The sequence below is a fragment of the Pseudonocardia ailaonensis genome, assembly GCF_039531635.1.
GTDB classification, from domain to species: Bacteria; Actinomycetota; Actinomycetes; order Mycobacteriales; family Pseudonocardiaceae; genus Pseudonocardia; species Pseudonocardia ailaonensis.
Genome location: NZ_BAAAQK010000020.1, coordinates 1 through 20879, shown reverse-complemented (window position 1 = coordinate 20879; position 20879 = coordinate 1). Strand labels below are relative to the sequence as shown.

General features: G+C 69.2%; 17 protein-coding genes. 10 read left to right on the top strand and 7 right to left on the bottom strand.

Features of this window, described 5'->3' with window-relative positions; all coding sequences use genetic code 11:
* Nucleotides 1-152: 152 nt before the first annotated feature.
* Nucleotides 153-1511 (bottom strand): MFS transporter, encoded by a 1359-nt coding sequence (locus ABD324_RS26270; RefSeq protein ID WP_344422591.1) that lies wholly within the window; start codon nucleotides 1509-1511, stop codon nucleotides 153-155.
* Nucleotides 1512-1791: 280 nt separating this feature from the next.
* Here ABD324_RS26270 and ABD324_RS26265 point away from each other — a divergent pair, with 280 nt between their 5' ends.
* From ABD324_RS26265 to ABD324_RS26235, 7 genes are all read left to right on the top strand, one after another.
* A complete protein-coding gene (locus ABD324_RS26265; protein WP_344422589.1) occupies nucleotides 1792-2655 on the top strand; it encodes an SMP-30/gluconolactonase/LRE family protein in 864 nt (287 codons plus the stop codon).
* Between the two features lie 91 nt (nucleotides 2656-2746).
* The gene (locus tag ABD324_RS26260) at nucleotides 2747-4480 is read left to right on the top strand and encodes a class I adenylate-forming enzyme family protein (protein WP_344422587.1); all 1734 of its coding nucleotides are present in this window, start codon (nucleotides 2747-2749) and stop codon (nucleotides 4478-4480) included.
* 4 nt (nucleotides 4481-4484) lie between these two features.
* On the top strand, nucleotides 4485-5693 hold the full coding sequence (locus ABD324_RS26255; protein WP_344422585.1) for an acyl-CoA dehydrogenase family protein: 1209 nt from the start codon (nucleotides 4485-4487) through the stop codon (nucleotides 5691-5693).
* The gene (locus tag ABD324_RS26250; protein ID WP_344422583.1) at nucleotides 5686-6690 is read left to right on the top strand and encodes a phosphotransferase family protein; all 1005 of its coding nucleotides are present in this window, start codon (nucleotides 5686-5688) and stop codon (nucleotides 6688-6690) included. Before ABD324_RS26255 ends, ABD324_RS26250 begins: the two co-directional genes overlap by 8 nt.
* A gap of 47 nt (nucleotides 6691-6737) precedes the next feature.
* Complete coding sequence (locus tag ABD324_RS26245) at nucleotides 6738-7205, top strand: MaoC family dehydratase N-terminal domain-containing protein (protein WP_344422581.1); 468 nt, start codon at nucleotides 6738-6740, stop codon at nucleotides 7203-7205.
* On the top strand, nucleotides 7202-7606 hold the full coding sequence (locus tag ABD324_RS26240; RefSeq protein WP_344422579.1) for a MaoC/PaaZ C-terminal domain-containing protein: 405 nt from the start codon (nucleotides 7202-7204) through the stop codon (nucleotides 7604-7606). The genes ABD324_RS26245 and ABD324_RS26240 overlap by 4 nt, the downstream gene beginning before the upstream one ends.
* Nucleotides 7607-7652: 46 nt before the next feature.
* A complete protein-coding gene (locus ABD324_RS26235; RefSeq protein ID WP_344422576.1) occupies nucleotides 7653-8675 on the top strand; it encodes an LLM class F420-dependent oxidoreductase in 1023 nt (340 codons plus the stop codon).
* 18 nt (nucleotides 8676-8693) lie between these two features.
* Here ABD324_RS26235 and ABD324_RS26230 read toward each other — a convergent pair whose 3' ends face one another.
* The 5 genes from ABD324_RS26230 to ABD324_RS26210 form a co-directional block, all read right to left on the bottom strand.
* Nucleotides 8694-9635 (bottom strand): PaaX family transcriptional regulator, encoded by a 942-nt coding sequence (locus ABD324_RS26230; RefSeq protein WP_344422573.1) that lies wholly within the window; start codon nucleotides 9633-9635, stop codon nucleotides 8694-8696.
* 65 nt (nucleotides 9636-9700) lie between these two features.
* Nucleotides 9701-10843: an acyl-CoA dehydrogenase family protein gene (locus ABD324_RS26225; protein WP_344422570.1), complete on the bottom strand. Its 1143-nt coding sequence runs from the start codon at nucleotides 10841-10843 to the stop codon at nucleotides 9701-9703.
* A 41-nt stretch (nucleotides 10844-10884) separates the two neighbouring features.
* The gene (locus tag ABD324_RS26220; protein WP_344422567.1) at nucleotides 10885-12078 is read right to left on the bottom strand and encodes an acetyl-CoA acetyltransferase; all 1194 of its coding nucleotides are present in this window, start codon (nucleotides 12076-12078) and stop codon (nucleotides 10885-10887) included.
* Nucleotides 12075-13511 (bottom strand): OB-fold domain-containing protein, encoded by a 1437-nt coding sequence (locus tag ABD324_RS26215; RefSeq protein ID WP_344422564.1) that lies wholly within the window; start codon nucleotides 13509-13511, stop codon nucleotides 12075-12077. The genes ABD324_RS26220 and ABD324_RS26215 overlap by 4 nt, the downstream gene beginning before the upstream one ends.
* Nucleotides 13512-13542: 31 nt before the next feature.
* The gene (locus ABD324_RS26210) at nucleotides 13543-14712 is read right to left on the bottom strand and encodes a TetR/AcrR family transcriptional regulator (protein WP_344422561.1); all 1170 of its coding nucleotides are present in this window, start codon (nucleotides 14710-14712) and stop codon (nucleotides 13543-13545) included.
* Between the two features lie 216 nt (nucleotides 14713-14928).
* Here ABD324_RS26210 and ABD324_RS26205 point away from each other — a divergent pair, with 216 nt between their 5' ends.
* The 3 genes from ABD324_RS26205 (at nucleotide 14929) to ABD324_RS26195 (ending at nucleotide 19236) form a co-directional block, all read left to right on the top strand.
* Nucleotides 14929-15882: an SDR family oxidoreductase gene (locus ABD324_RS26205; RefSeq protein ID WP_425565904.1), complete on the top strand. Its 954-nt coding sequence runs from the start codon at nucleotides 14929-14931 to the stop codon at nucleotides 15880-15882.
* An 84-nt stretch (nucleotides 15883-15966) separates the two neighbouring features.
* Nucleotides 15967-16851, top strand: a complete 885-nt coding sequence (locus ABD324_RS26200) for an NmrA family NAD(P)-binding protein (RefSeq protein ID WP_344422555.1) — start codon at nucleotides 15967-15969, stop codon at nucleotides 16849-16851.
* A 66-nt stretch (nucleotides 16852-16917) separates the two neighbouring features.
* A complete protein-coding gene (locus ABD324_RS26195; protein ID WP_344422552.1) occupies nucleotides 16918-19236 on the top strand; it encodes an ATP-binding protein in 2319 nt (772 codons plus the stop codon).
* Between the two features lie 41 nt (nucleotides 19237-19277).
* Here ABD324_RS26195 and ABD324_RS26190 read toward each other — a convergent pair whose 3' ends face one another.
* A complete protein-coding gene (locus tag ABD324_RS26190) occupies nucleotides 19278-20486 on the bottom strand; it encodes an ABC transporter substrate-binding protein (protein WP_344422549.1) in 1209 nt (402 codons plus the stop codon).
* Nucleotides 20487-20879: the final 393 nt, after the last annotated feature.

Below are 20879 nucleotides of genomic sequence, written 5' to 3'. Positions count from 1 at the left end.
CGCGCTGGTAGAGCGTGTTGAAGTAGTCATTGCCCATGCTTCGACCAACCTCTCCCGGGCCCGGACGGCGACCCGGCCGGGACCATACGATCAAACATCACGAATGCCCAGCACCCCTGCACCGGCGGATGATGCACGGGCATTTCTCCGGATCAGCTGCTCGGCACGACGCCGTCCGGCAGGGCGGAGGCATCCGTGGTCGTCTCGGTCGGTGGCACGGTGGGCCGCGCCAACAATGGGGCCAAGGCCAACGCGACCAGAGTCAGCACCCCGGCGCCGCCGATCCAGATCGCCGGACCAAGGCTGGACCCGGTGAGCAGGAACAGCCCCGCCAGCGCGAACGGGCCGACGCCACCTGCGACGACCGCTCCGACGTTCTGCCCGAAGGTCGAGGCGGTGAACCGGATCCTGGCGGGGAACAGCTCGGCCAGGTACATGTAGCCCGGTGCGGTCAGGAAGGACAGCAGACCCAGGTATCCCACCATCCCGACCAGTAGCAGCCACGGGGAGCTCGCCGTACCGAGCAACCACAGCAGCGGCAGGACCAGTGCCATGAGGGCAACGATCCAGGTGAACGTCATGCGCCGCATGCCGTAGCGGTCGGTGAGCCGTCCCGAGATGGGCACGATGCCTCCGACGAGGAGCATCGAGATCGAGAACAGCAGGATGATCTGGCCGGCCGGAAGACCCCGGGTACCCGCGAGGTACGTCACCAGCCAGCCAGCGACCGCGCCTGCCCCGTTCAGTCCGAGGGCGAGCAGGCACGCGACGACCATCGTCCGCCAGTGCGTCGTGAAGGTATCGCGAAGCGGGGCCTTCGCGATCTGCTTGTTCTCCTTGAGGGCAAGGAACTCCGGGGAATCCTCGATCCTCCGGCGGACGACGAACGCCAGGATCGCGAGCGGTACCGCGACGAGGAACGGGATGCGCCATCCGAAGGACAGCATCGCCTCTTTGGACACGGTGAGACTGACGACGGCGGCGGTGAGCGCACCGACGCCGGCGCCAAGGGTGTTGCCCAGCGGCGTCAGCGAGGCCAGGAGGCCGCGACGTGACCGCGGAGCCGACTCAAGCACATAGCTGACGGAGCCGAGCATCTCGGCGCCGGCCGAGATGCCCTGCCCGAGCCGCAAGGTCACCAACATGATCGGCGCCACGACCCCCACGGTCGCGTATGTGGGGAGCAGCCCGATGAAACCAGTGCACGCACCCATCAGCAGCACCGAGGTGAGCAGCGCCGCCCTCCTGCCACGGCGGTCCCCGAGCCGACCGATCAGGATCCCGCCGAGGGGGCGCGCGACGAATCCGGCCCCGAACACCGCAAGTCCCACCAGGAGAGAGACAGCTGGGTCGCTTGCCGGGAAGAACAGCGGGGCGAGATAGACGGTGAGCACACCGTAGAGCCCATAGTCGTAGTACTCGATGAAGGTTCCGATGAAGCCTGCGCCCGCTGCTCTGCGTGCGGCAGACGGGATCGGCTCCTTGCGCGTTCTCGATGCAGTGCGGGTCAACGACCACAACTCCCAGTGTCGATGGAGGAGGCGTACCTCACGAAGAAGCGCTGTGGAGGGACGGGTGTTTGAGCCGCCCTCGACCGGCGCCGGCGCCGGCGGTCGAACCGCTTGCGGTGACGAGAGGTTGACATAGTCTGACGACGGTCGTCAAGAATATGCTGCGCCTTGCGGAGGCAGCGACCACAGGAGGTTCAGGTGAAGGTAGGGATTCGGGTTCCCGTCACGACGCTCACGGTGGGCACCGGTACGCCGGGCCTCCTCGACGAGATGAGCGCCGGTGCCAGGCTCTGACCTCGTCGGCACCCAGCTGCTGCTGGACGGGCTCCGCTTTGCCGAGGCGCCGCGCTGGTACGGCGGCCGCCTCTGGTTCTCCGACATCTTCGACCAACGGGTGCTGACCGTCGACGAACTCGGGCGGGTCGAGACCGTGGCGACCTTCACCGGCGACGAGTTGCCCTGCGGTCTGGGCTTCCTTCCCGGGGGCACACCTTTGGTCGTGGACATGCACCGTCCCGTCGTTCTTCGGCTCGACTCGGACGGCCCGCGGGTGCACGCCGACCTCACAGCACTTGCTGTCGGAGGACTCAACGACATGGTCGTTGCCTCGGACGGGCGCGCCTACGTAGGCTCGATGGGCATCCCCGGATCCCCGTCCGGCGCGGCTGACGGGCGGATCATCCTGGTCGAACCGGACGGAACGGCGAGGGTCGTCGCAGACGGACTCATGGCTCCGAACGGGGCCGTCCTCACACCGGACGGCCGGACCTACGTGGTCGCGGAGTTCCCGGCGAGCAGGCTGACGTCGTTCCACCTGAACGCCGACGGAACCCTCGGCCCGAGGCGAATCTGGGCGGACCTGCGGCCCGGTTCGGCCGACGGGATCGCGGTCGACGCCGACGGCGCGATCTGGACCGCGTCCCCGAGAGAGAACGAGTGCCGCCGCATACTCGAGGGCGGCCACGTGACCGACATCGTCCGCGTCGCCGACCGGATGCCGCTCGCCTGCGCTCTGGGAGGCGCCGACGGGCACACGCTGTTCATCCTCAGCGCAGTGGGTGGCGAAGAGCGCATCCGCCGGCGCACCAACACGTCGGTCGTCGAGATCGCCAGAGTGCGCGTCCCCGCCTACACCGAGCAGTAGGCAATCGTCCGGTCCGAGACCGGGCCCCGGCCACTCGCCGGCGACACCTGGGACGAGAGCACATCACCATCGATACGAAGGGATGCGAGGGATGAAGGACGTCGACCAGCGCGTCGACATCGTGGAGCGGCTGACCAGACCTGATGGTCCGTTCCCGGTGGGTTCGGCGCGGATCCGTGGGGTCGATCTCCGCGTCTACACCGCGGCCCCTGACAGCATCCGGGACGTCCTCCTGGCCGGCCGTCACTGGGGCGAGCGACCTGCGCTGACCTTCGAGGACGAAACCTGCAGCTGGTCCGAGCAGCTACGGCTGGTCGGCCGCTTCGCAGGTGCGCTCGTCGAGCATTGTCAGATCCGGCCGGGCGACCGCGTCGCCGTCGCGGCCCGCAACTATCCGGAATGGGTGGTCGCGTTCAGCGCGACCGTCAGTGTCGGTGCCGTCTGCGTCCCGCTCAACGGATGGTGGACGGCCGCCGAGCTCGCCGATGCTCTCGCCGACTGCGGGGCCTCTGTCGTCGTGGCAGACGCCGAACGCAGCGCGCTGATCCAGAGCCGACGACATTGCCTGCCCGAGCTTCGCCGCGTCATCGAGGTTCGTCCGTCGTCCGAGCCGAGCGGCGACGAGACCTGGGCTGGTGTACTCGACGCACACCGTGACGAGTTCGATCTGACCGCGATCCCCATCGCACCTGATGACGATGCCACCATCATGTACACGTCCGGCACCACCGGCCGACCGAAGGGTGCCGTGGCCACGCACCGGGCGCATGTCAGCACGATGATCAACGGGCAGGTGCACAACCGCGTCGAGTCCCTGGTCGCCGAGCTGCGTGGTGACCCGGTGTCGACGCCGTCGCCCGTTCCGACCTCGCTCGTGGTCGGCCCGCTGTTCCACGTCGCGTCCTTGCCCCGGATCATCTCGGCCGCATCCACCGGAACGCACATCGTGCTGATGCACAAGTGGGATGCCGCCCGCGCTCTGGAGCTGATCCAGCGCGAATCGGTCGACACGGTCCCCGGCGGCGTCCCGACCGTCATCTCCGCGTTCCTCGACGTGGTGGAGAGGACCGGCGCCCACCTGCCGACGTTGCGCACCATCACCTCCGGCGGGGCACCCATCAGGTCCGCACTGGTGGACCGGGTCGGCTCGGTCTTCGATCACCGGGTGGCCGGCGGCGCGGGCTATGGCCTGACCGAGACCTCCGGCCCCATGGTGATGATCGGTTCGCACGACTTCTTCGAGCGGCCGCTCTCCGTCGGCCGCCCATTCCCGACCACGGAGATCCGCGTCGTGGACGCTGAGGGCGAAGACGTCGTGACCGGGCAGGTCGGCGAGGCCTGGCTGCGCGGACCGAACTCCGCCTACCGGTACTGGGGCCAGGAGCACGAGGCGTTCGACGCCGATGGATGGTTCCACTCGGGAGACCTCGTCCGGATCGATGAGGAGGGATTCGTGTACGTGGTCGACAGGATCAAGGACGTCGTGATCAGGTCCGGTGAGAACATCTACTGCACGGAGGTCGAGGAGGTGCTCGGTTCCCACCCCGATGTCCGAGAATGCGCAGTCCTCGGACGGGCGCACGACGTGCTTGGCGAGGAGCTGATCGCGATCGTTCGCGCACGAGTGGGATCAACCACCACCGCGAACGACCTGCGGCGCCACGTCGCACAGCATCTGGCCGCGTTCAAGGTGCCCGCCGAGGTCTACCTGCAGACGTCCGACTTCCCGCGCAATGCCGTCGGCAAGGTCCTCAAGCGGGAGCTCCGTGAGCAGGTCGCCCTGCTGGACACCGCTGCTCCTTCCCCCACCGCACGAGTGAGGTAGTCGAGTGGACTTCGACCTGAGCCCCCTGGCCCAACAGTTGTACGACCGACTTCAATCCTTCATGACGGAGCAGGTCTACCCCGCTGAGCGGGTCTACGAGGAGCAACTGGCCTCGGCCGGCCCGCATTCGCAGCCGCCGGTCATGGAGAAGCTCAAGCGGGCGGCTCGCGAGGCCGGCCTGTGGAACCTCTTCCTGCCGCACGCGACCGAGTGGGGAGGGGGCCTGAGCAACCTGGACTACGCACCGCTCGCCGAGCTGACCGGTCGAAGCATGATCGGGGCGGAGGCCCTGAACTGCTCGCCGCCCGACACCGGGAATATGGAACTGCTGGCGATGTTCGGCAGCGCGGAGCAGCAGGTACGGTGGCTCGCCCCGTTGCTCGAAGGGACCACCCGTTCTGCATTCCTCATGACGGAGCCCGACGTCGCAGGCTCCGACGCGACCAATATCCGCTGCAGCATCGTCCGCGACGGTGACGACTACGTCATCAACGGCAGGAAGTGGTGGATCTCCGGGGCGGCAGATCCACGGTGCAGCCTCGGCATCGTGATGGGTAAGACCGATCCGGAGGCGCCGACGTTCCGGCAGCAGAGCATGATCCTCGTGCCGTTCGACACTCCCGGGCTGGAGATCGTCCGAGATCTGCTCGTACTCGGCTACAACCACAAGGCAGGGCACTGCGAGGTCACCCTCGACGACGTCCGCGTCCCCGCCTCGAACCTCCTCGGAAGCGAAGGGAGTGGCTTCGAGATCGCCCAGGCCCGGCTGGGCCCGGGGCGGATCCATCACGGCATGCGCTCCATCGGAGCGGCGGAACGAGCCCTCGAGCTGATGTGCCGCCGGGCGAAGTCCCGCACCGCTTTCGGCCGACCGCTGGCCGACCAGGGCCTGGTCCAGAAGTACATCGCCGACAGCCGCATCGAGATCGACCAGGCCCGGTTGCTGACCTACCACGCGGCGTGGCTCATGGACAGGGCCGGGAACAAGGTGGCCCGCGGCGCCATCTCGGCCATCAAGGTGGCAGTCCCGGCGATGGCCATTCGGGTCCTCGACCGGTCGATCCAGGTGCACGGCGCAGCGGGACTGTCGCAGGACTTCCCCATGGCGGAAGCCTTCGCCCGGCAGCGGTCACTGCGGATCCTCGACGGGCCGGACGAGGTGCATCTGCGCACACTCGCCCGCATCGAGCTGGCGAAGTACGCCGATGCGTGACGACGAGCTGCTCCGGGTCACCCGCTGGTTCTCCGAGCAGCGGATCCCCCTCGACGGTCCTGCCCGGGCCACACTGGTCGCAGGCGGCCGCTCTAACCTGACTTATCGGATCGACGACGCCACCGACCGGACGTACGTCCTGCGCCGGCCTCCGACCGGGTCGGCGCAGCCCCGGGCCCACGACATGGAACGCGAGTACTCCGTCCTCTCCCGTCTCCAGGAGAGCCGGGTCCCGGTGCCGGGACTGTTCGGGCTGTGCACCGATCCCTCGGTCCTGGAAGCACCGTTCTTCGTGATGGAGTTCGTCGAGGGCGTCGTCCTCACCACCGACGACGACGGCGCGGCCTACCCGGTCACCGCACGGTCGGTCGCCGGGGCGGGCCTGGTGGACTCGCTGGCCGCGATCCACGAGCTCGACATCGACGCCGTCGGCCTCGGCCGGCTCGGGCGGCGGGAGGACTACCTCTCGCGCCAGCTCGCCCGATGGCGCCGGCAGTTCCATGCCGTCACCGACCGGTCGCTGCCGATCATCGACGAAGTGTGGTCGCGTCTGAGCGCGACCGCACCACCGCAGCGGTACACCGGGCTGGTCCACGGTGACTTCCGGTTCGGCAACCTGCTGATCGGTCGGGACGGGACACCTCGCGCCGTGCTGGACTGGGAGCTGTGTGCTCTCGGCGACACCCTGGCCGATCTCGGTTGGCTCACCGCGCTGTGGCGCGAACCGGGTGAGCCCGAGGTGTCGCCGTCGCCGACCGGTCATCCCGGCTACCCGACCCGCAGCGCGGTGATCGCCCGGTACGAGGCCCGCACCGGACGGGATGTCTCGGACATCGGCTGGTACCAGGCGTTCGCGTTGTGGCGACTGGCATGCATCGGCGAAGGTGTCTACGTCCGTTACCGGGACGGCGCCATGGGTGCCGCCGAGTTCGACATCGCCGCACAGCGAGACCACGTCGTCGAACTGGCGGAAGCGTCCGCGCGCACCCTGACCTAGCCGTCGACACCTCCGGATCCCCCATCGAGTCCACCATCGGAGAGCCCATGTCACTCCTGCCGGAACAGACCCTGCGAGATGCGCTCATCGCCACCGAGCTCCAGTCCTTCTCGGTCGCGGTCGAGCGCAGCCAGCTCCGGTTCTTCGCCGTAGCGATCGGCGAGCAGGCCGGTGTCTATGTAGACGTCGACGCCGCGCACGCCGCGAACCACCCGGATCTGGTGGTACCTCCCACATTCTTCTTCAGCCTGGAGCTGCAGCGCCCGGACCCGTACGCGGCACTGCGGACGGCCGGCGCCCGGCTGTCCCAGATCCTGCACGCCCAGCAGAGTTTCGAGTACCACCGCCTGGCGTTCGCTGGCGACGAGCTTCATCTTGCCCCGCGGGTCACCGACTACCGCGAGAAGAAGGGCGGCGCCTTGGCCTTCCTCACCAGGACCACCACCGTGTCGCGTGCGGGTGAGTCGGTGGCCGAGCTGGTCAACGTGGTGGCAATCCGGAGGTCCGCCGCGTGAGCACGGCGACCGGCACCCCGACCGTCGGCGATCGGGTCGGCCCGCTCGTACTGCCGCCGATCAGCCGAACAGAGCTGGCGCTGTTCGCCGGCGCGTCCCACGATCACAATCCGATCCATATTGACATCGACGCGGCGAGGCTGGCGGGCTTCGACGACGTGATCACGCACGGCATGCTCTCGATGGCGTACCTCGGCCGTCTGCTCACCGACTGGCGCCCGCAGGCACAGCTGCTGAGCTGGTGCGTTCGCTTCACCGCGATGACCCCGGTTCTGGCCGCACCCACGTGTGAAGGTGTGGTCGTCGCGGTGTCCGACGATGTCGCCGAGCTCGACCTGACCGTCCGCCTGGAGGACGGGAGCGTCACGCTGTCCGGGGCCGCCCGGGTCACGGTCCCATGAGGGTGCTCACGATGCCACGGCAGCCGCGGCCCGGGACGGGAGAACGATGAAGCTGGGACTGGGACTCGGATACTGGGGCGCCGCGCAACCACCCGGCCAGGCCCGGCTCGTCGAGCTCGCAGAGGACCACGGATACGACTCGGTGTGGACGGGTGAGGCCTGGGGCTCGGACGCGCTGACACCGTTGGCGTGGCTCGGCAGCCGGACGCGACGGCTGCGGCTCGGCACCGCGATCGTGCAGATGGCGGCGCGGACTCCTACAGCCACGGCGATGGCCGCGATGACACTCGACCACCTGAGTGACGGCCGGTTCGTGCTGGGCATCGGCGCGTCGGGACCGCAGGTCGTCGAGGGCTGGTACGGCCAGCCCTACGAGCGTCCTCTCGAACGCACCCGTGAGTACGTCTCGATCCTCCGCCAGGCACTATGTCGCGATGTGGTCCGGTTCGCGGGCCGGCACTACGAGCTGCCGGCGTCGACGGGCACCGGGCTGGGGAAGTCGCTGCGTTCCACGCTCCACCCACGCCGGCCCTGCCTGCCTGTCCTGCTCGCCGCAGAAGGGCCGAAGAACGTGGCGCTCGCCGCCGAGATCGCCGACGGATGGCTGCCGCTGTTCTACTCGCCCTACGACGACACCCAGCATCGCTCGAGTCTTGCCAGCGGGTTCGCCCACCCTCATGCCCGTTCGACTGCCGAGTCGTTCGAAGTGGTATGCCCGGTCGACGTCGTAGTGGACGAGGACATCGACCGAGCCGCCGACGCCGTGCGGCCGCGCCTCGCCCTGTACATCGGGGGCATGGGCCCCAAGGGGCGGAACTTCCACTACGACGTCTTCGCCAGGATCGGGTTCGAAGCCGACTGCCAGCGCATCCGGGAGCTGTACCTGAGTGGCCGCAAGGGTGACGCTGCGGCCGCTGTGCCGCGCACGCTCGTCGAACAGGTCGCGCTGGTGGGCCCGGCTGCGAAGATCCGGGACGAGGCGCGGGCTTGGAGCGACTCCCTGGTCACCACGCTGGTGGTGCGGGGCGACGAGCGCGCCGTCAGGGTCGCGGCCGAGGCCTTCCGGTAGCCGTCGGCCGGGCCGTGCTCACCCGGGCTCACCCGCCGAGGCCTCTTCCGGCCAGTACTGCCGGGCGAACCGGAGGGCCGGCTCCTGCAGGAGCAGAACGAGCGCCTCGAACAGCTCCCCCGCCTCTCGTCCCGCCCAGTCGGGACCGAGCAAGTCGCTCGGCAGGCCCGGGTCCTTCAGCGGAAGCCGCCGCCAGCGGTTGAACGCGAGCACGTAGTCGCGGAAGGCCTCACGGCTCAGCTCGGTGTCGGGCACAGGGTCGGGCTCCGAGGCCGCGGCCAGCCGGTCCCGCCAGAACTGGAGGACCGGGCGGTACTCCGCGATGAAGGCGCGGTAGTCGTCCCCCATCGCGGTGAGGTCCCAGCCACGCCGGATCAGCGCGTGGGCGTCCTCTCCGGCGGGCAGGTGGGCACGGAAGACATCGGCGAACTGTTTGAGGTCGTAGTCGGCGATCACCCCCTGGGCGACGTCGATCATCCGAGCAGGGGCGATGAGGGCTCCCGGCCCGACCGTTCCGAAACCGAGCGAGTTCAGCCGGGATCGGAGCAGGTTCCGCTTCGCGCGGGCCGCCTCGGGCACGGAAAAGGTGACCAGCGCCCAGCCGTCGGCGAGTGGGGCCAGCTCACGGGGATGCCAGACGTAGGCGTCACTGGCCGCCAGCCTCTCGACAGCTTCGACCCCGAGCCTGTAGCCCCGGACCCTTCCCCGTTTCTCCGCGACGAGCCAGCCTCGGTTCTTCTGACGGGCCACCATGGCCCGGGCGTTGGAGCTGTCGTAGCCGAACTCCGCCATCAGTCCCACCATCGCCGCAACCGGCGCCCACTGGCCCATCGGCCGCACGACCAGGCCCAGAAACTCGGGAAAGAGGGTGTTGGGGTGCGTGATCGCCTTCTTGACGGTGGCAGCGGCCGAAGGCTCTGGGGTCATCGTGCCCATTTCCAGGGGGTCCGAGGCGATCACGCGAGATTAACACTCACCCGACCCAGCCGGCGCCCACACCCCGCGCTCCACGGGTTCCCCAGAACTCAGAGCGCCTTGGCGATCACACTCCGCATGACCTCGCTCGTCCCCCCGTAGATCCGGCTCACCCGGGCATCGGCGTAGAGCCTCGCGATCGGATACTCGACCATGTATCCGTAACCGCCGTGGAGCTGGACGCAGCGGTCCACGACTCTGCCCTGGACCTCCGTGCAGAACAGCTTGGCAGTGGCCGCCTCCACGGGGGTGAGGTCGCCGTCCGCATCGGACGCCAGGCATCGGTCCACCAGAGCCCGTGCGGCCGACGTCTCTGCATGACAGTCGGCGAGGACGAACTTGGTGTTCTGGAAGTCGGACAGCGGCTCGCCGAAGACGCGGCGCTCGCTGACATAGCGGCGTGTCACCTCGATCGCTGCTTCGGCCGCGGCGCAGGCGGCAAACGCGATCGACAGCCGCTCCTGCGCAAGGTTCCCGGTCAGGTACTCGAACGCCCGCCCCTCCTCCCCGAGCAGGTTCGCCGCCGGCACTGCCACGTCCGTGAAGGACAGCTCGACGGTGTCCTGCGCGTGAAGCCCGACCTTCCTCAGCATCCGACCGACGGCGAAACCGGGGCTGTCGGCCTCGACGAGCAGGATGGACAACCCACCGCGTCGATCACCCTCGGCGCGGGAGGTGCGGCAGACCACCAGGAACAGGTCCGAGTTGGCGCCACCGGTGATGAAGGTCTTCGCGCCGTTGAGCACGTAGGTGTCGCCCTCGCGCCGGGCACTCGTGCGGATGCTCGCCATGTCCGACCCCGTCCCCGGTTCGGTGATCGCGATGGAAGTCATCGTCTCGCCGCTGACGAAGCCGGGTAGGTAGCGGGCGAGCTGGTCCGGGCTCGCGCAGTCCAGCAGGTAGGGCAGCACGATGTCGGTGTGGACCCGCACACCACCGAATCCGACAGCGGCACGAGCGAGCTCCTCCGCGATGACCGCGCTGAACCGCAGGTCCGTAACCCCTGCCCCGCCGTACTCCTCGGGTACGCGGATGCCCAGCACCCCCAGCTCCCCGAGCCGCCGGTAGAACGACTTCGGTACCGCTCCGGCCGCCTCCCAGTCGGGGTAGTGGGGCACGACCTCGCTCTGCACCAGAGACCGGATCAGTGTCCGGAACTGCTCGTGCTCGTCGGTGTAGATGGTACGGCGCACTGGACTCCTCGTGGCGGGAAGATGTGGTTGATCAGCGCCGGCTAGCCGAGCTCGGAGCCGACGACGGCGACGAACGACACGCAGTCGCCCGGAGCACCACCCAGGTTGTGGGTCAGGCCGTACCGCTTGCCCCGCATCGCGATCTGACGGTCCGCCGGGGCCCGGCCGCGCAGTTGCAACCAGCACTCGAACAGCATCCGCAGTCCCGAGGCGCCGATGGGGTGCCCGAAGCTCTTCAGCCCACCGTCGGGGTTCACCGGAAGCTCGCCGGTGAGACCGAACCGGCCATCCATCGTGTCCTGGCAGGCCCGTCCGCGCTCGGAGAAGCCGAGGTCCTCCATCAACACCAGTTCCGTGGGCGTGAAGCAGTCGTGCACCTCGGCCATCATCAGGTCCTCGACCGGTGACTCGATACCGGCCTGGTCATAGGCGTCCCTGGCGGATCGCACGACCTCCTCGAAGGTCGTGTAGTCGTATGCCGGGTCGATCGGCCCGGTGCCCGGTCCGGCCGCGAACGCGAGGGCCTTCACGTAGAGCGGACGGTCGGTGTAGCGGTGTGCGTCCTCGGCGCGAACGATGATCGCGGCCGCAGCGCCGTCAGAGACCCCTGAGCAGTCGAAGACACCCAGGTCGCCGGCGATCGAGGGGGCGGCAGCGATCTTCTCCTCGGGCACCTCGGCGCGGAACTGCGCACGCGGATTGCGGGCCCCGTTGTAATGGTTCTTCCAGGCCACACGCGTCATCGCCTGCTTGAAGTCGGCTCGCGAGATACCGTACTTGGCGGAGTAAGCGGGGGCGAGCATCGAGAACCGCGCCGGTGCGGTCAGCTGCGCAGTCGTGCCGTCGGACGGTGGGTTGTTGCGGGTGAGACCGGAGTAGCCGGAGTCCTTCAGCTTCTCGACGCCGGCTGCCATGACCACGTCGTACGCGCCGGAGGCCACCGCGTAGCAGGCGTTGCGGAAGGACTCGGAACCGCTCGCACAGAAGTTCTCGACCCGGGTCACCGGCTTGTAGTCGATCTTGAGCGCGCTCGAGAGCACCATTCCGGAGTACCCGGAGTTCATCGTCCCCAGCCAGTAGGCGTCGACCGCCGACTTCTCCACGCCCGCATCGGTGAAGGCATCGGTCACCGCCTCGACGAGCAAGTCCGAGGTGGACGCCCCCCAACGCTCTCCGAAGGCCGTACACCCCATCCCCACGATCGCGACCTTGTCCTTGATCCCGTGCGACGTCATGCCGGCCGCTCCTCGTTCAGTGGTGTGGCTTTCCAGAAGTAGTTGTGGATCCCACCCGTGGTCGACACCCGGCGGAACGACATACCGACCCGCTGTCCGACCGCGAGACCGTCGACCGCCAGGTCCGTGAGCTCGCACATGAAACGACCACCGCCGTCGAAGTCGACGACCGCGCCGACGACCGGGGGAGCGAGCGAGAAGGCGAGATGGTCGACGGTGTAGGTCGCGATCGTCGCGGGCGTGTCCGCCAGGCGTGTCGGGGCCATCGAGTCGACGGTCCCGCAACGCAGGCAGACCTGCTGCGGCGGCAGGTGCCGGGTCCCACAGGACAGGCACGCCGAGCACGTGAAACCGAACTTCCAGTCCAGCTGACGGTTCGTGGCCGGGGCGACCGCCCGGTCCGGGTCCGGGCGACGGGGCTGCTGTCGCTCGACGAGGCCGCGCCACGTGAGGAAGTCCACGTACGAGACCTCACCCGTGCCGCCCCGAATCTGTTCCTCGACCCCACGGACCCGCGGACGATGGACCGGGCTCGTGCGGAACAGCAGCGTGTCGGCCCCGTCCGCCAGGACGGTCACCGCGACGACCTGGTCCGGCCCCACCGCATCGAGTACCGCGGCGAGGAGCAGTCCGGGATGCGCCGCACCGCAGTTGCCGATGCGGTCCACGAGATCGTCGGCCACCTTCGCCCGATCGACTCCGACATCGCGACCCAGCCTCCCGGCAGCCCGGTCCGACAACCCGGTCACCGCAAGGTGGTCGACGTCGGTGACGCTGATTCCGGCCTGCTTCAGCGCGTGATCGACAGAGGCCACCCCCAGCTCCCGGTACAGGTCCTCACCGAAGCGTTCCTCCCAGGTCGCGCTCCAGGGCTCCCCCGGCGCCTTCCACCGGTCGAGGAACTCCCTGCTCGCCGAGCCGACGCCGATCAGCTCGGCGACGAGCTCACCCCCGCCGGCGTCCCCGACGACGAACGCCGCCGCCCCGTCTCCGCCGCGCGCCTCGTCGGAACTCCCGCTCGGGCCCGATCGCAGGTCGGACAGAGCGACCAGGGTTGCGCTCGGCCGGTACATTGCGGACAGCAGCGCCGCAATCCCGGAACGGACCGCGCCGGCGGCATCGGCCACGTGCGCGTCCTGAGGCAGCCCGAGCGCCGCGTGCAATGCCGTCGCGTTCGTCTTGTCCGCGTAAACCGGCGAGGACGTCGCCAGGACCAGCCCGCCGCACTCCTGCGCCGGTATCGGCGAGGTCCGAAGCGCATCCCGGGCTGCTTCGACGGCCAGGGTGGTCGAATCCTCGTCGTAGCCGGCAACGGCTCGCGTCCCGGAGCCACGCCCGACACCGGTCGCGGCCCTGATCGTCGACCGCGACAACCGCCAGTACGGGACGTAGGACCCGTACGCCAGAATGCCCACCGCAGCTTTCTCCGTCACGGACTCAAATGTACACAGGCGTTAACCAGAGTCAATGAGCTTCGTCGTCCACCGGGGTCAGGACCGCCATGGCGAGCGCCTGGACGGCGGCGATGTCTCCCGACTCCAGGGCTACGGCGCGACTGATGACGAGCTCGTTCATCAGCGCGTAGGCCGCCCCGGCCCGCAGGTGACACTCGTCGACGGACCACCGAGGCGTGGCCAGACCCACCACGTGGGCAAGCTCGCTCACATACATCCTGTGCCGTTGCCGCCGAGCCTCGCCGGCCGCTCCGGACAGCGCGTAGGACTCGGTCGCGAAGATGACCACCGAGTCCCGACACTCGACGACATATCGCGCGTACATGGCAGCGATACCGGCGACAGCCTCCTCGGCGGACCCGGCCAGCCGCAGCGCCGTCGCGATCCCCCCTGCCACCTGCTCACCCGCCCGTGCGACCGCGGCCGAGAGCAGGTTCTCCTTGGAGTCGAAGTGACGCATCACGGCGGAGGCCGAGACACCGGCCTCCGCACCGATGTCCGTCAGCGACACAGATGTGTATCCTCGTTCACCCATGAGGCGGGTCGCCACGGCCAGCAGGTCCTCGCGCCGTGTGACGTGACGCAGTCGGGTTCGCGGGGTCCCGGGCTCGGCGCCGTGCCCGACACGCGAAAGGGGGCTATCGAGAACGGCGGCCGCCGCGGACAGCCCGACCTGCCGGCGAAGGGCGAGCGAAACCCGTCCGACGAGGGCCACGTGCAGGAACACCCCGGCGAGTGCGCGCATTCGCATGCGGCGCCGACGGTCGAGTCCGGCATCGTCCAGAGACGGGAGCACCTCGTCCCACCCCGCGTCGAACGTCGAACGCCCTGCGAGGACGACCCCGTCGGGATCTGTGGCCATCACCTCGGCGAAGCGGACCAGTGCATAAAGGCCGTCGGGGTCGCGAAGCGCGGCCTCGAGCACCACCGCGTGCCGGTCGACCGCCCCCGCCGCGGTCTCCCGGACCCGCTCGAGGAAGTCGATCCCGAGCTGAACGACCATGGCCTGCTTGCCGGGGAAGTAGCGATAGACGGCAGGACCGCTGAAGCCCACCTCCGCGCCGATGTCGTCGACGCCCACCTGTGCATAGCCGCGCTGCCGGAAGAGCTGAGCGGCCGCCGCCAAGACCTGGGCGCGGCGATCGGCGCGCCCCGCAGCACTCGACCTCACCGCTGTCATCGACCCACAGCCTTCCTCCGGACAGTCACAGCTGACGGTGCGCTGACCGTACCCGCAGGCGTTCGTCGGGCATTGTGGTTAACGACTGTTGCGTTCACTGTGACGACAGACCTACCGCGCCAACCGCTTCGACAGCTAGTGTTCACGTTGCCTAGCTGGACTCATGGCTCTCGATCTCACAGGATGCTAGACATCGACTCGTGGAGGAATGAACGAATGAGCACATTCACGGATCGAACAGTGATCATCACGGGTGCAGGGAGGGGGCTGGGTCGAGAACACGCCCTGCTCTTCGCCGGGCTCGGTGCGAACGTCGTGGTCAACGACAACGGCGCGGCAACCGACGGATCAGGAGCGACTGCCGGGCCCGCGCACGACGTGGTCGCCGAGATCAAGGCGGCCGGCGGACGCGCGGTCGCGCACGTCGGCAGCGTCACGGACTGGAGCGAGTCCGAGCGAATGGTGCGTCTCGCGATCGAGACGTTCGGTGGCCTCGACGTCCTGGTCAACAACGCCGGCATCCTGCGCGACCGCTTCCTCGTCACCATGTCGGAGGCCGAGTGGGACTCGGTCATGGAGGTACACCTGAAGGGGCACTTCGTACCCCTGCATCACGCCGCGAACCATTGGCGAGCGGAGTCGAAGGCCGGCCGCCCGGTGAACGCCGCTGTCGTGAACACGTCGTCGCCATCGGGGTTGCGGGGAAACCCGGGCCAACTCAACTATGCCGCGGCGAAGGCCGGAATCGCCGCGATGACGCTCGTCGCCGCCCGCGAGCTCGACCGGATCGGGGTCCGGGTCAACGCCATCGCCCCGGTCGCGCGGACCAGGCTGACGAGTGGGTCGCCCGCGTTCGCCGCCACGGTCGGACGTGATGCGGCAGGCTTCGACCATTGGGACCCGGCCAACGTCTCGCCGCTCGTCGTCGCACTGTCCGCGGCAGATTGCCGGGTCTCCGGGCGGGTGTTCACCGTGCTGGGTGGCCACATCGGGCTGCAGGAGACCTGGAGGGAGACCGAGACGTTCGACAAGGACCGCCGCTGGACCGTCGACGAGCTGGAGGCAACCTTGGCCGTGCTGCCCGGCGGCGCGCCGGTGTTCGAGTCCTCGATCAAGGCACATGAGGCCCGGCAGGAGGCTCGACCGGTGAGCGATGCCGTCGACGTCTGAGACAGCTCGGGCTCACGAGTCCCGGTGCGGTCGTCCCGCACACACTTCTCCACGCCGAACTTCTCTGAGAGACAGGATCCAGACATGAGCACCTTCGTCCTCGTCACCGGTGCGACAGGCAAGCAAGGTGGGGCGGTTGCCCGAGCCCTCCGCGCAGCGGGCACCGAGGTGCACGGCTTGGTGCGCAACCCGGAGTCGGCGCGGGCAAGCGCGCTCGCGGACCTCGGAGTCCACCTGGTAGAAGGAGATCTCGACCAACCTGAGACGTTGAAGCGCGCTCTGGACGGTGCCCGTGGACTCTTCTCGATCCAGACCCCGGACTTCACCGATCTCAACGGGGACGCCGAGATTCGTCGCGCCCAGCGATTGGCGGCCGCCGCAGCGACCGCGGGCGTGGAACAGGTGGTGCACACCTCGTCGTCCAACAGCGCCCGGCAGATCGACGAGGAGCGGTGGAGCCCGTTCCTCGCCCACGTGTTCCGGGTCAAGGCCCTCGCCGAGGATGCGCTGCGTGAGGTCGGTGCGCGGTCGACCACGATACTGAGGCCCTCGGCCTTCATGGAGAACTTTCTGCCACCGTCCTACTTCTATGCCAAGGGATCGACCGACCGGATCCTGGTGGCCTACGATCTCGATGTGCCGCAGGCGTTCGTCGCGGTGGACGACATCGGTTCGGCAGCAGCCGCGGCTTTCGCCGACCCTGAGCGGTTCGACAGCGTGGAGCTCGAGCTCGCGAGTGAGCGGCTCAGCTTCCGCGAGGCGGTCGCGACCCTCCGCCAGGTCTGGGGGCGGCCACTGACCGTGGCAGAGAGCGTTGAGGAAGCGATCGCGGAGGGTCTCCCCGAGGTATTCATCCACTCGCAGACCTACCTCAGCGCCCGCCCTTCGCCCGCCTTCCCCGAGTATGCGCGTGCCCTGGGGGTACCGACGACCTCACTGAGGGAGTGGGCCCACCGCGTCCGTCCATGATCACGCCCCACGGCGGGTCTCGGGAACTCCCGCGACCCGCCCGCGCGCCCGGCTATGCTCCGGATGATGGGCCGGTCTCCGCACCGCACCGGCAGCGACGTGCCGGCCGAGATCACCACGTTCGTCGGCCGCCGCCGTGAGCTCGGTGAGGCCCGTGCGCTCCTGTCCTCCTCGCGGCTGGTCACCCTCAACGGTCCCGGAGGGGTGGGCAAGACCCGGCTGGCCCTGCGCGTCGCTGACCAGGCCCGCCGTGCGTTCCCCGACGGGGTGGTGGTCGTCGAGCTGGCCGAGGTGCGCACCGCCGAGCTCGTCCCCCACACGGTCGCCCTCGCGTCGGGCCTCCTCGACGACCCTGCCGGCTGGACCGCCGAGACACTCGCCGAGCGGCTCGCGTCCCGGCACCTGCTGCTCGTCCTGGACAACTGTGAGCACCTCGTCGTGCCGTGCGCGCTGCTGGTCCGGCGGATCCTCGCCCGCGCGCCGGACGTCCACGTCCTGACCACCAGCCGCGAACCTCTTCGGATCGCCGGGGAGCATACCTACGCCGTGCCACCGCTCCCGGTCCCGACGTGGGCCGAGGGGTCCCGGGCAGCCGATCTGGAGCAGTACGACGGAGTCCGGCTGTTCCTGGACCGGGCCCGCGCCCGCGAACCGGGGTTCACCCTCACCGAGGCCACCGCGCCGCACGTGGCCGAGATATGCCAGCGCCTCGACGGCATCCCGCTGGCCATCGAGCTCGCCGCCGACCGGGTACGCGCCCTGCCCGTCGAGGAGATCAACGCCCGGCTCGGCTCCCGGCTGCGGCTGCTGACCACCGGCGACCGTAGTGCCTCGGCTCGCCACCAGACCCTGCTCGCCTCGATCGCCTGGAGCCACGACCTGTGCACGGCACCTGAGCAGCTGCTCTGGGCTCGGCTGTCGGTGTTCCCGAGCAGCTTCGTCATGTCGGCGGCCGAGGCGGTGTGCAGCGGTGACGACCTGCCCTCCGACGACGTCGTCGACCTGCTCACCGAGCTGGTCGAGAAGTCCGTCCTCGTCCGGGAACAGGGCTCCGAGGCGCGGTTCCGGATGCTCGGCGCGATCCGCGAGTTCGGCCACCAGCGGCTCGCCGACTCCGGCGGGATCGCGGCCGTGCACGACCGGCTCGTCGGCTGGTGCGCCCAGCTCGCGACCGCCTACCGGGAGGGCTGGTTCGGGCCCGGCCAGCAGGAATGGTCGCGGCGGCTGCGCCGCGAGCACCAGAACATCGCGGCCGCGCTGCGCTTCGCCCTCGACGGCCGTCGGCCCGCCAGGGCGATGGCCATTGCCTCCGACCTGAATCTCTACTGGGTGACCGCCGGGCTGCTCTCGGAGGGCCGACACTGGCTGCGGCGCGGCGTCGAGGAGTCCGAACCGGGCACCCCCGGGCGCGCCACCGCTCTGCGCTGGCTCGCCTACCTGTCCGCCTGCCTCGGTGACGTGGTCGACGTGCCGAGACTTGTCGCCGACGCCCGGTCAGAAGCCGGCGGTGAGCCCGAGCCCGCCGACCTGGGATATCTCTGCTTCGTGGAGGGCATCGCCCAGCTGACCATCGGCGAGTCCTACAGCGCCCGGACCCCGCTCGCCGAGGCGCTGCGCCTGTTCGCACGCACCGACGACTTCGTCGGCCGCACGCACGTCCTGCTCAGCTACGGCGTCACACAGTGGCTCTGCGGCGAGCTCGACTCGGCGCAGGAACTGCTCCGCGAATGCCTGCACGTGAGCGGCATACACCACGAGACCACCCTGCACTCGAGCAGCCTCCTGCACCTCGGCCTGCTCCTCCGCGATGTGGGCGAACCTGCGGTGGCCGAGGCCATGGTGCTCGAAGCCCTGCAGCTCAAGACCCGCTGCGACGAGAGCACGGGACAGGCGATGTGCCTGGACGCGCTGGCGTGGTTCAGCGTCGCCGACGATCCCCGGCGCGGGGCGACTCTGGCCGGTTGCGCCGAGGCCGCGTGGCGGCGCAGCGGCGCCTCCATCGAGCGCGTCGGGGCCCTCCGCAGGTTTCGCGCCGCGTCGCTCGAGCACCTGCGCGAACAGCTCCCCGAGCGCGTCGTCGATGCGCTCATGACCGCGGGGGCCGAGCTGTCGACCACGCAGGCGTTCGCCTACGCAACGGGTGCCCCGGCCGGCGGCGCGGGACGGGACCTCGCCGGGATCTTCGAGCCTCTGACCGAACGGGAATGGCAAGTGGCGCAGCGGGTCGCCGAGGGGCTCGGGAACCGGCAGATCGCGGGCCGGCTCGCCATCTCCCCCCGCACCGTGGACGCCCATGTGGCCCACATCCTGACCAAGCTCGCGTTCGGCAGCCGGACCCAGGTGGCGGCCTGGGTGACCGAACGCCGCCGGAGTACCCAGGCCTGACCTTAAACCCATCGCGACGACCACCGGGAAAGACCGGGCTGCTACGGCCGGACCGAGGAGATGTCGACCGGCTGGTCCGGCAGCGGAGCCAGCTTCTTGTCCGCACCAGCAGCGGCGTAGACGTTGCCGGAGCCACATGCGGTCGTGCCGGGCCAGGTCGGTTTCGCGCAGTCCCAGCCGTTGGTGCGGAAGGGCTCACGTGCGCCCTTCCAGGTGGCCATCCCGGTGTGGACGGCCTCGGGGGTCAGCGTGTCCGTTCTGTCGCCGCCGATGTCGCGCAGCGCCTGGGCGGCCATCAGCGCCGTGTAGAAACCGGTCTGACGCTGGGTGACGCTGCCACCCGCGGGCAGGCCCGAGGTGTACTCGGTGAAGGCGTCGATGTCCGGCTGCACCGCAGCCGGGATGCTGGTGAACTCGGGGAGGTAGAACGGCGCGTTGAACAGCACCTTGTCCAGGGTCGCCGAGTCGAGCGTCGGAATGATCTCGATGTTCGCCCCGGCGGAGATGTAGCCGGTGAAGCCCGCGGACCGGAACGCCGGCACCGCGGCCAGCGCGTCCCCGGCGACATAGGTGGCGAGGGCGTCGGGGCCCCAGGCGAGGACCGTCGCGGTCTGGACCGACCAGTCCGACTGGGCCGGGACGTAGAAGACCTTCGTCGTGAGACCCAGCTTCGTGCCGGCCGGCGCGATGATCTGGTCGTAGCTCTGGTGGCTCGTCGGGGCGTCCACCATGACGACGGCGACCTTCGTGCCGCCGAGCTTCTTGAGCTGGATGAGGTTTGCCGCGTAACCCTCTTCGGCCGAGCCCTGCATGAAGAAGGCATCACCGACGGCCGCGTTCATACCGGGCGTCAGGGGGAAGGCCCCGATCTCTGCGAGCTTGGCCGAGCGCAGCACGGGGAGCATGGCGTCGGCTCCGAAGTCGGCACCCTGGGCCGACAGCACGGCCTTCTGCTCGACGAACTGGTTCGCGCAGTTCACCGAGGACTCGGGCGTCGCGTCGGTCTTGCAGTTGATCGACTTGAGCGGGTGGCCGTTGATGCCGCCCAGCTGCTCGTTGACGTACTTCACCCCGGCGTCCCAGCCGTTGCGCACCTCGGGGAGCGACACAGCGCCACCCTCGAGGTTGTGGAAGCCGACCATGATCGGGGACTTCGAGCTGTCGGCGGCATTGCCGGGGGACATGGAGGCCGACGAGCCACCCGAGCCCACCGGCGTGCCGCCGGAGCTGCTCCCACAGGCAGCGCTCACAGCGAGTAGGACGGCGATACCCACTCCTACCGCGAACTTCGATGTTCTCACTGCTTCGCCTCCCGGTTCAGCAGACGGCGACGCCGCCTGGTCTGGTCTGTCTGAGTTGTCGGTGCGACCCGAGGTCTCACGTCGAGCACGACTGCGCGCGAGGCGCCGGTCCCTCCTGAGAGCGCCGGACAGCGGAACACCCCGCCAGCCCGGACGGCGTGAACATACTCGTTTATTGACGACCGGTCAAAAATCAATCACACTTGAGCTGCCTCCGGTCACGTGACCGCGCGGTCGCTCCCGACCTCACGAGCATTGCGGCCGCATCGGCCCCACGCCCTCGAAAGGACTGACGATGAAGGTTGGCGTCCACTTCAACTGGCAGAACCACACCGACTGGGA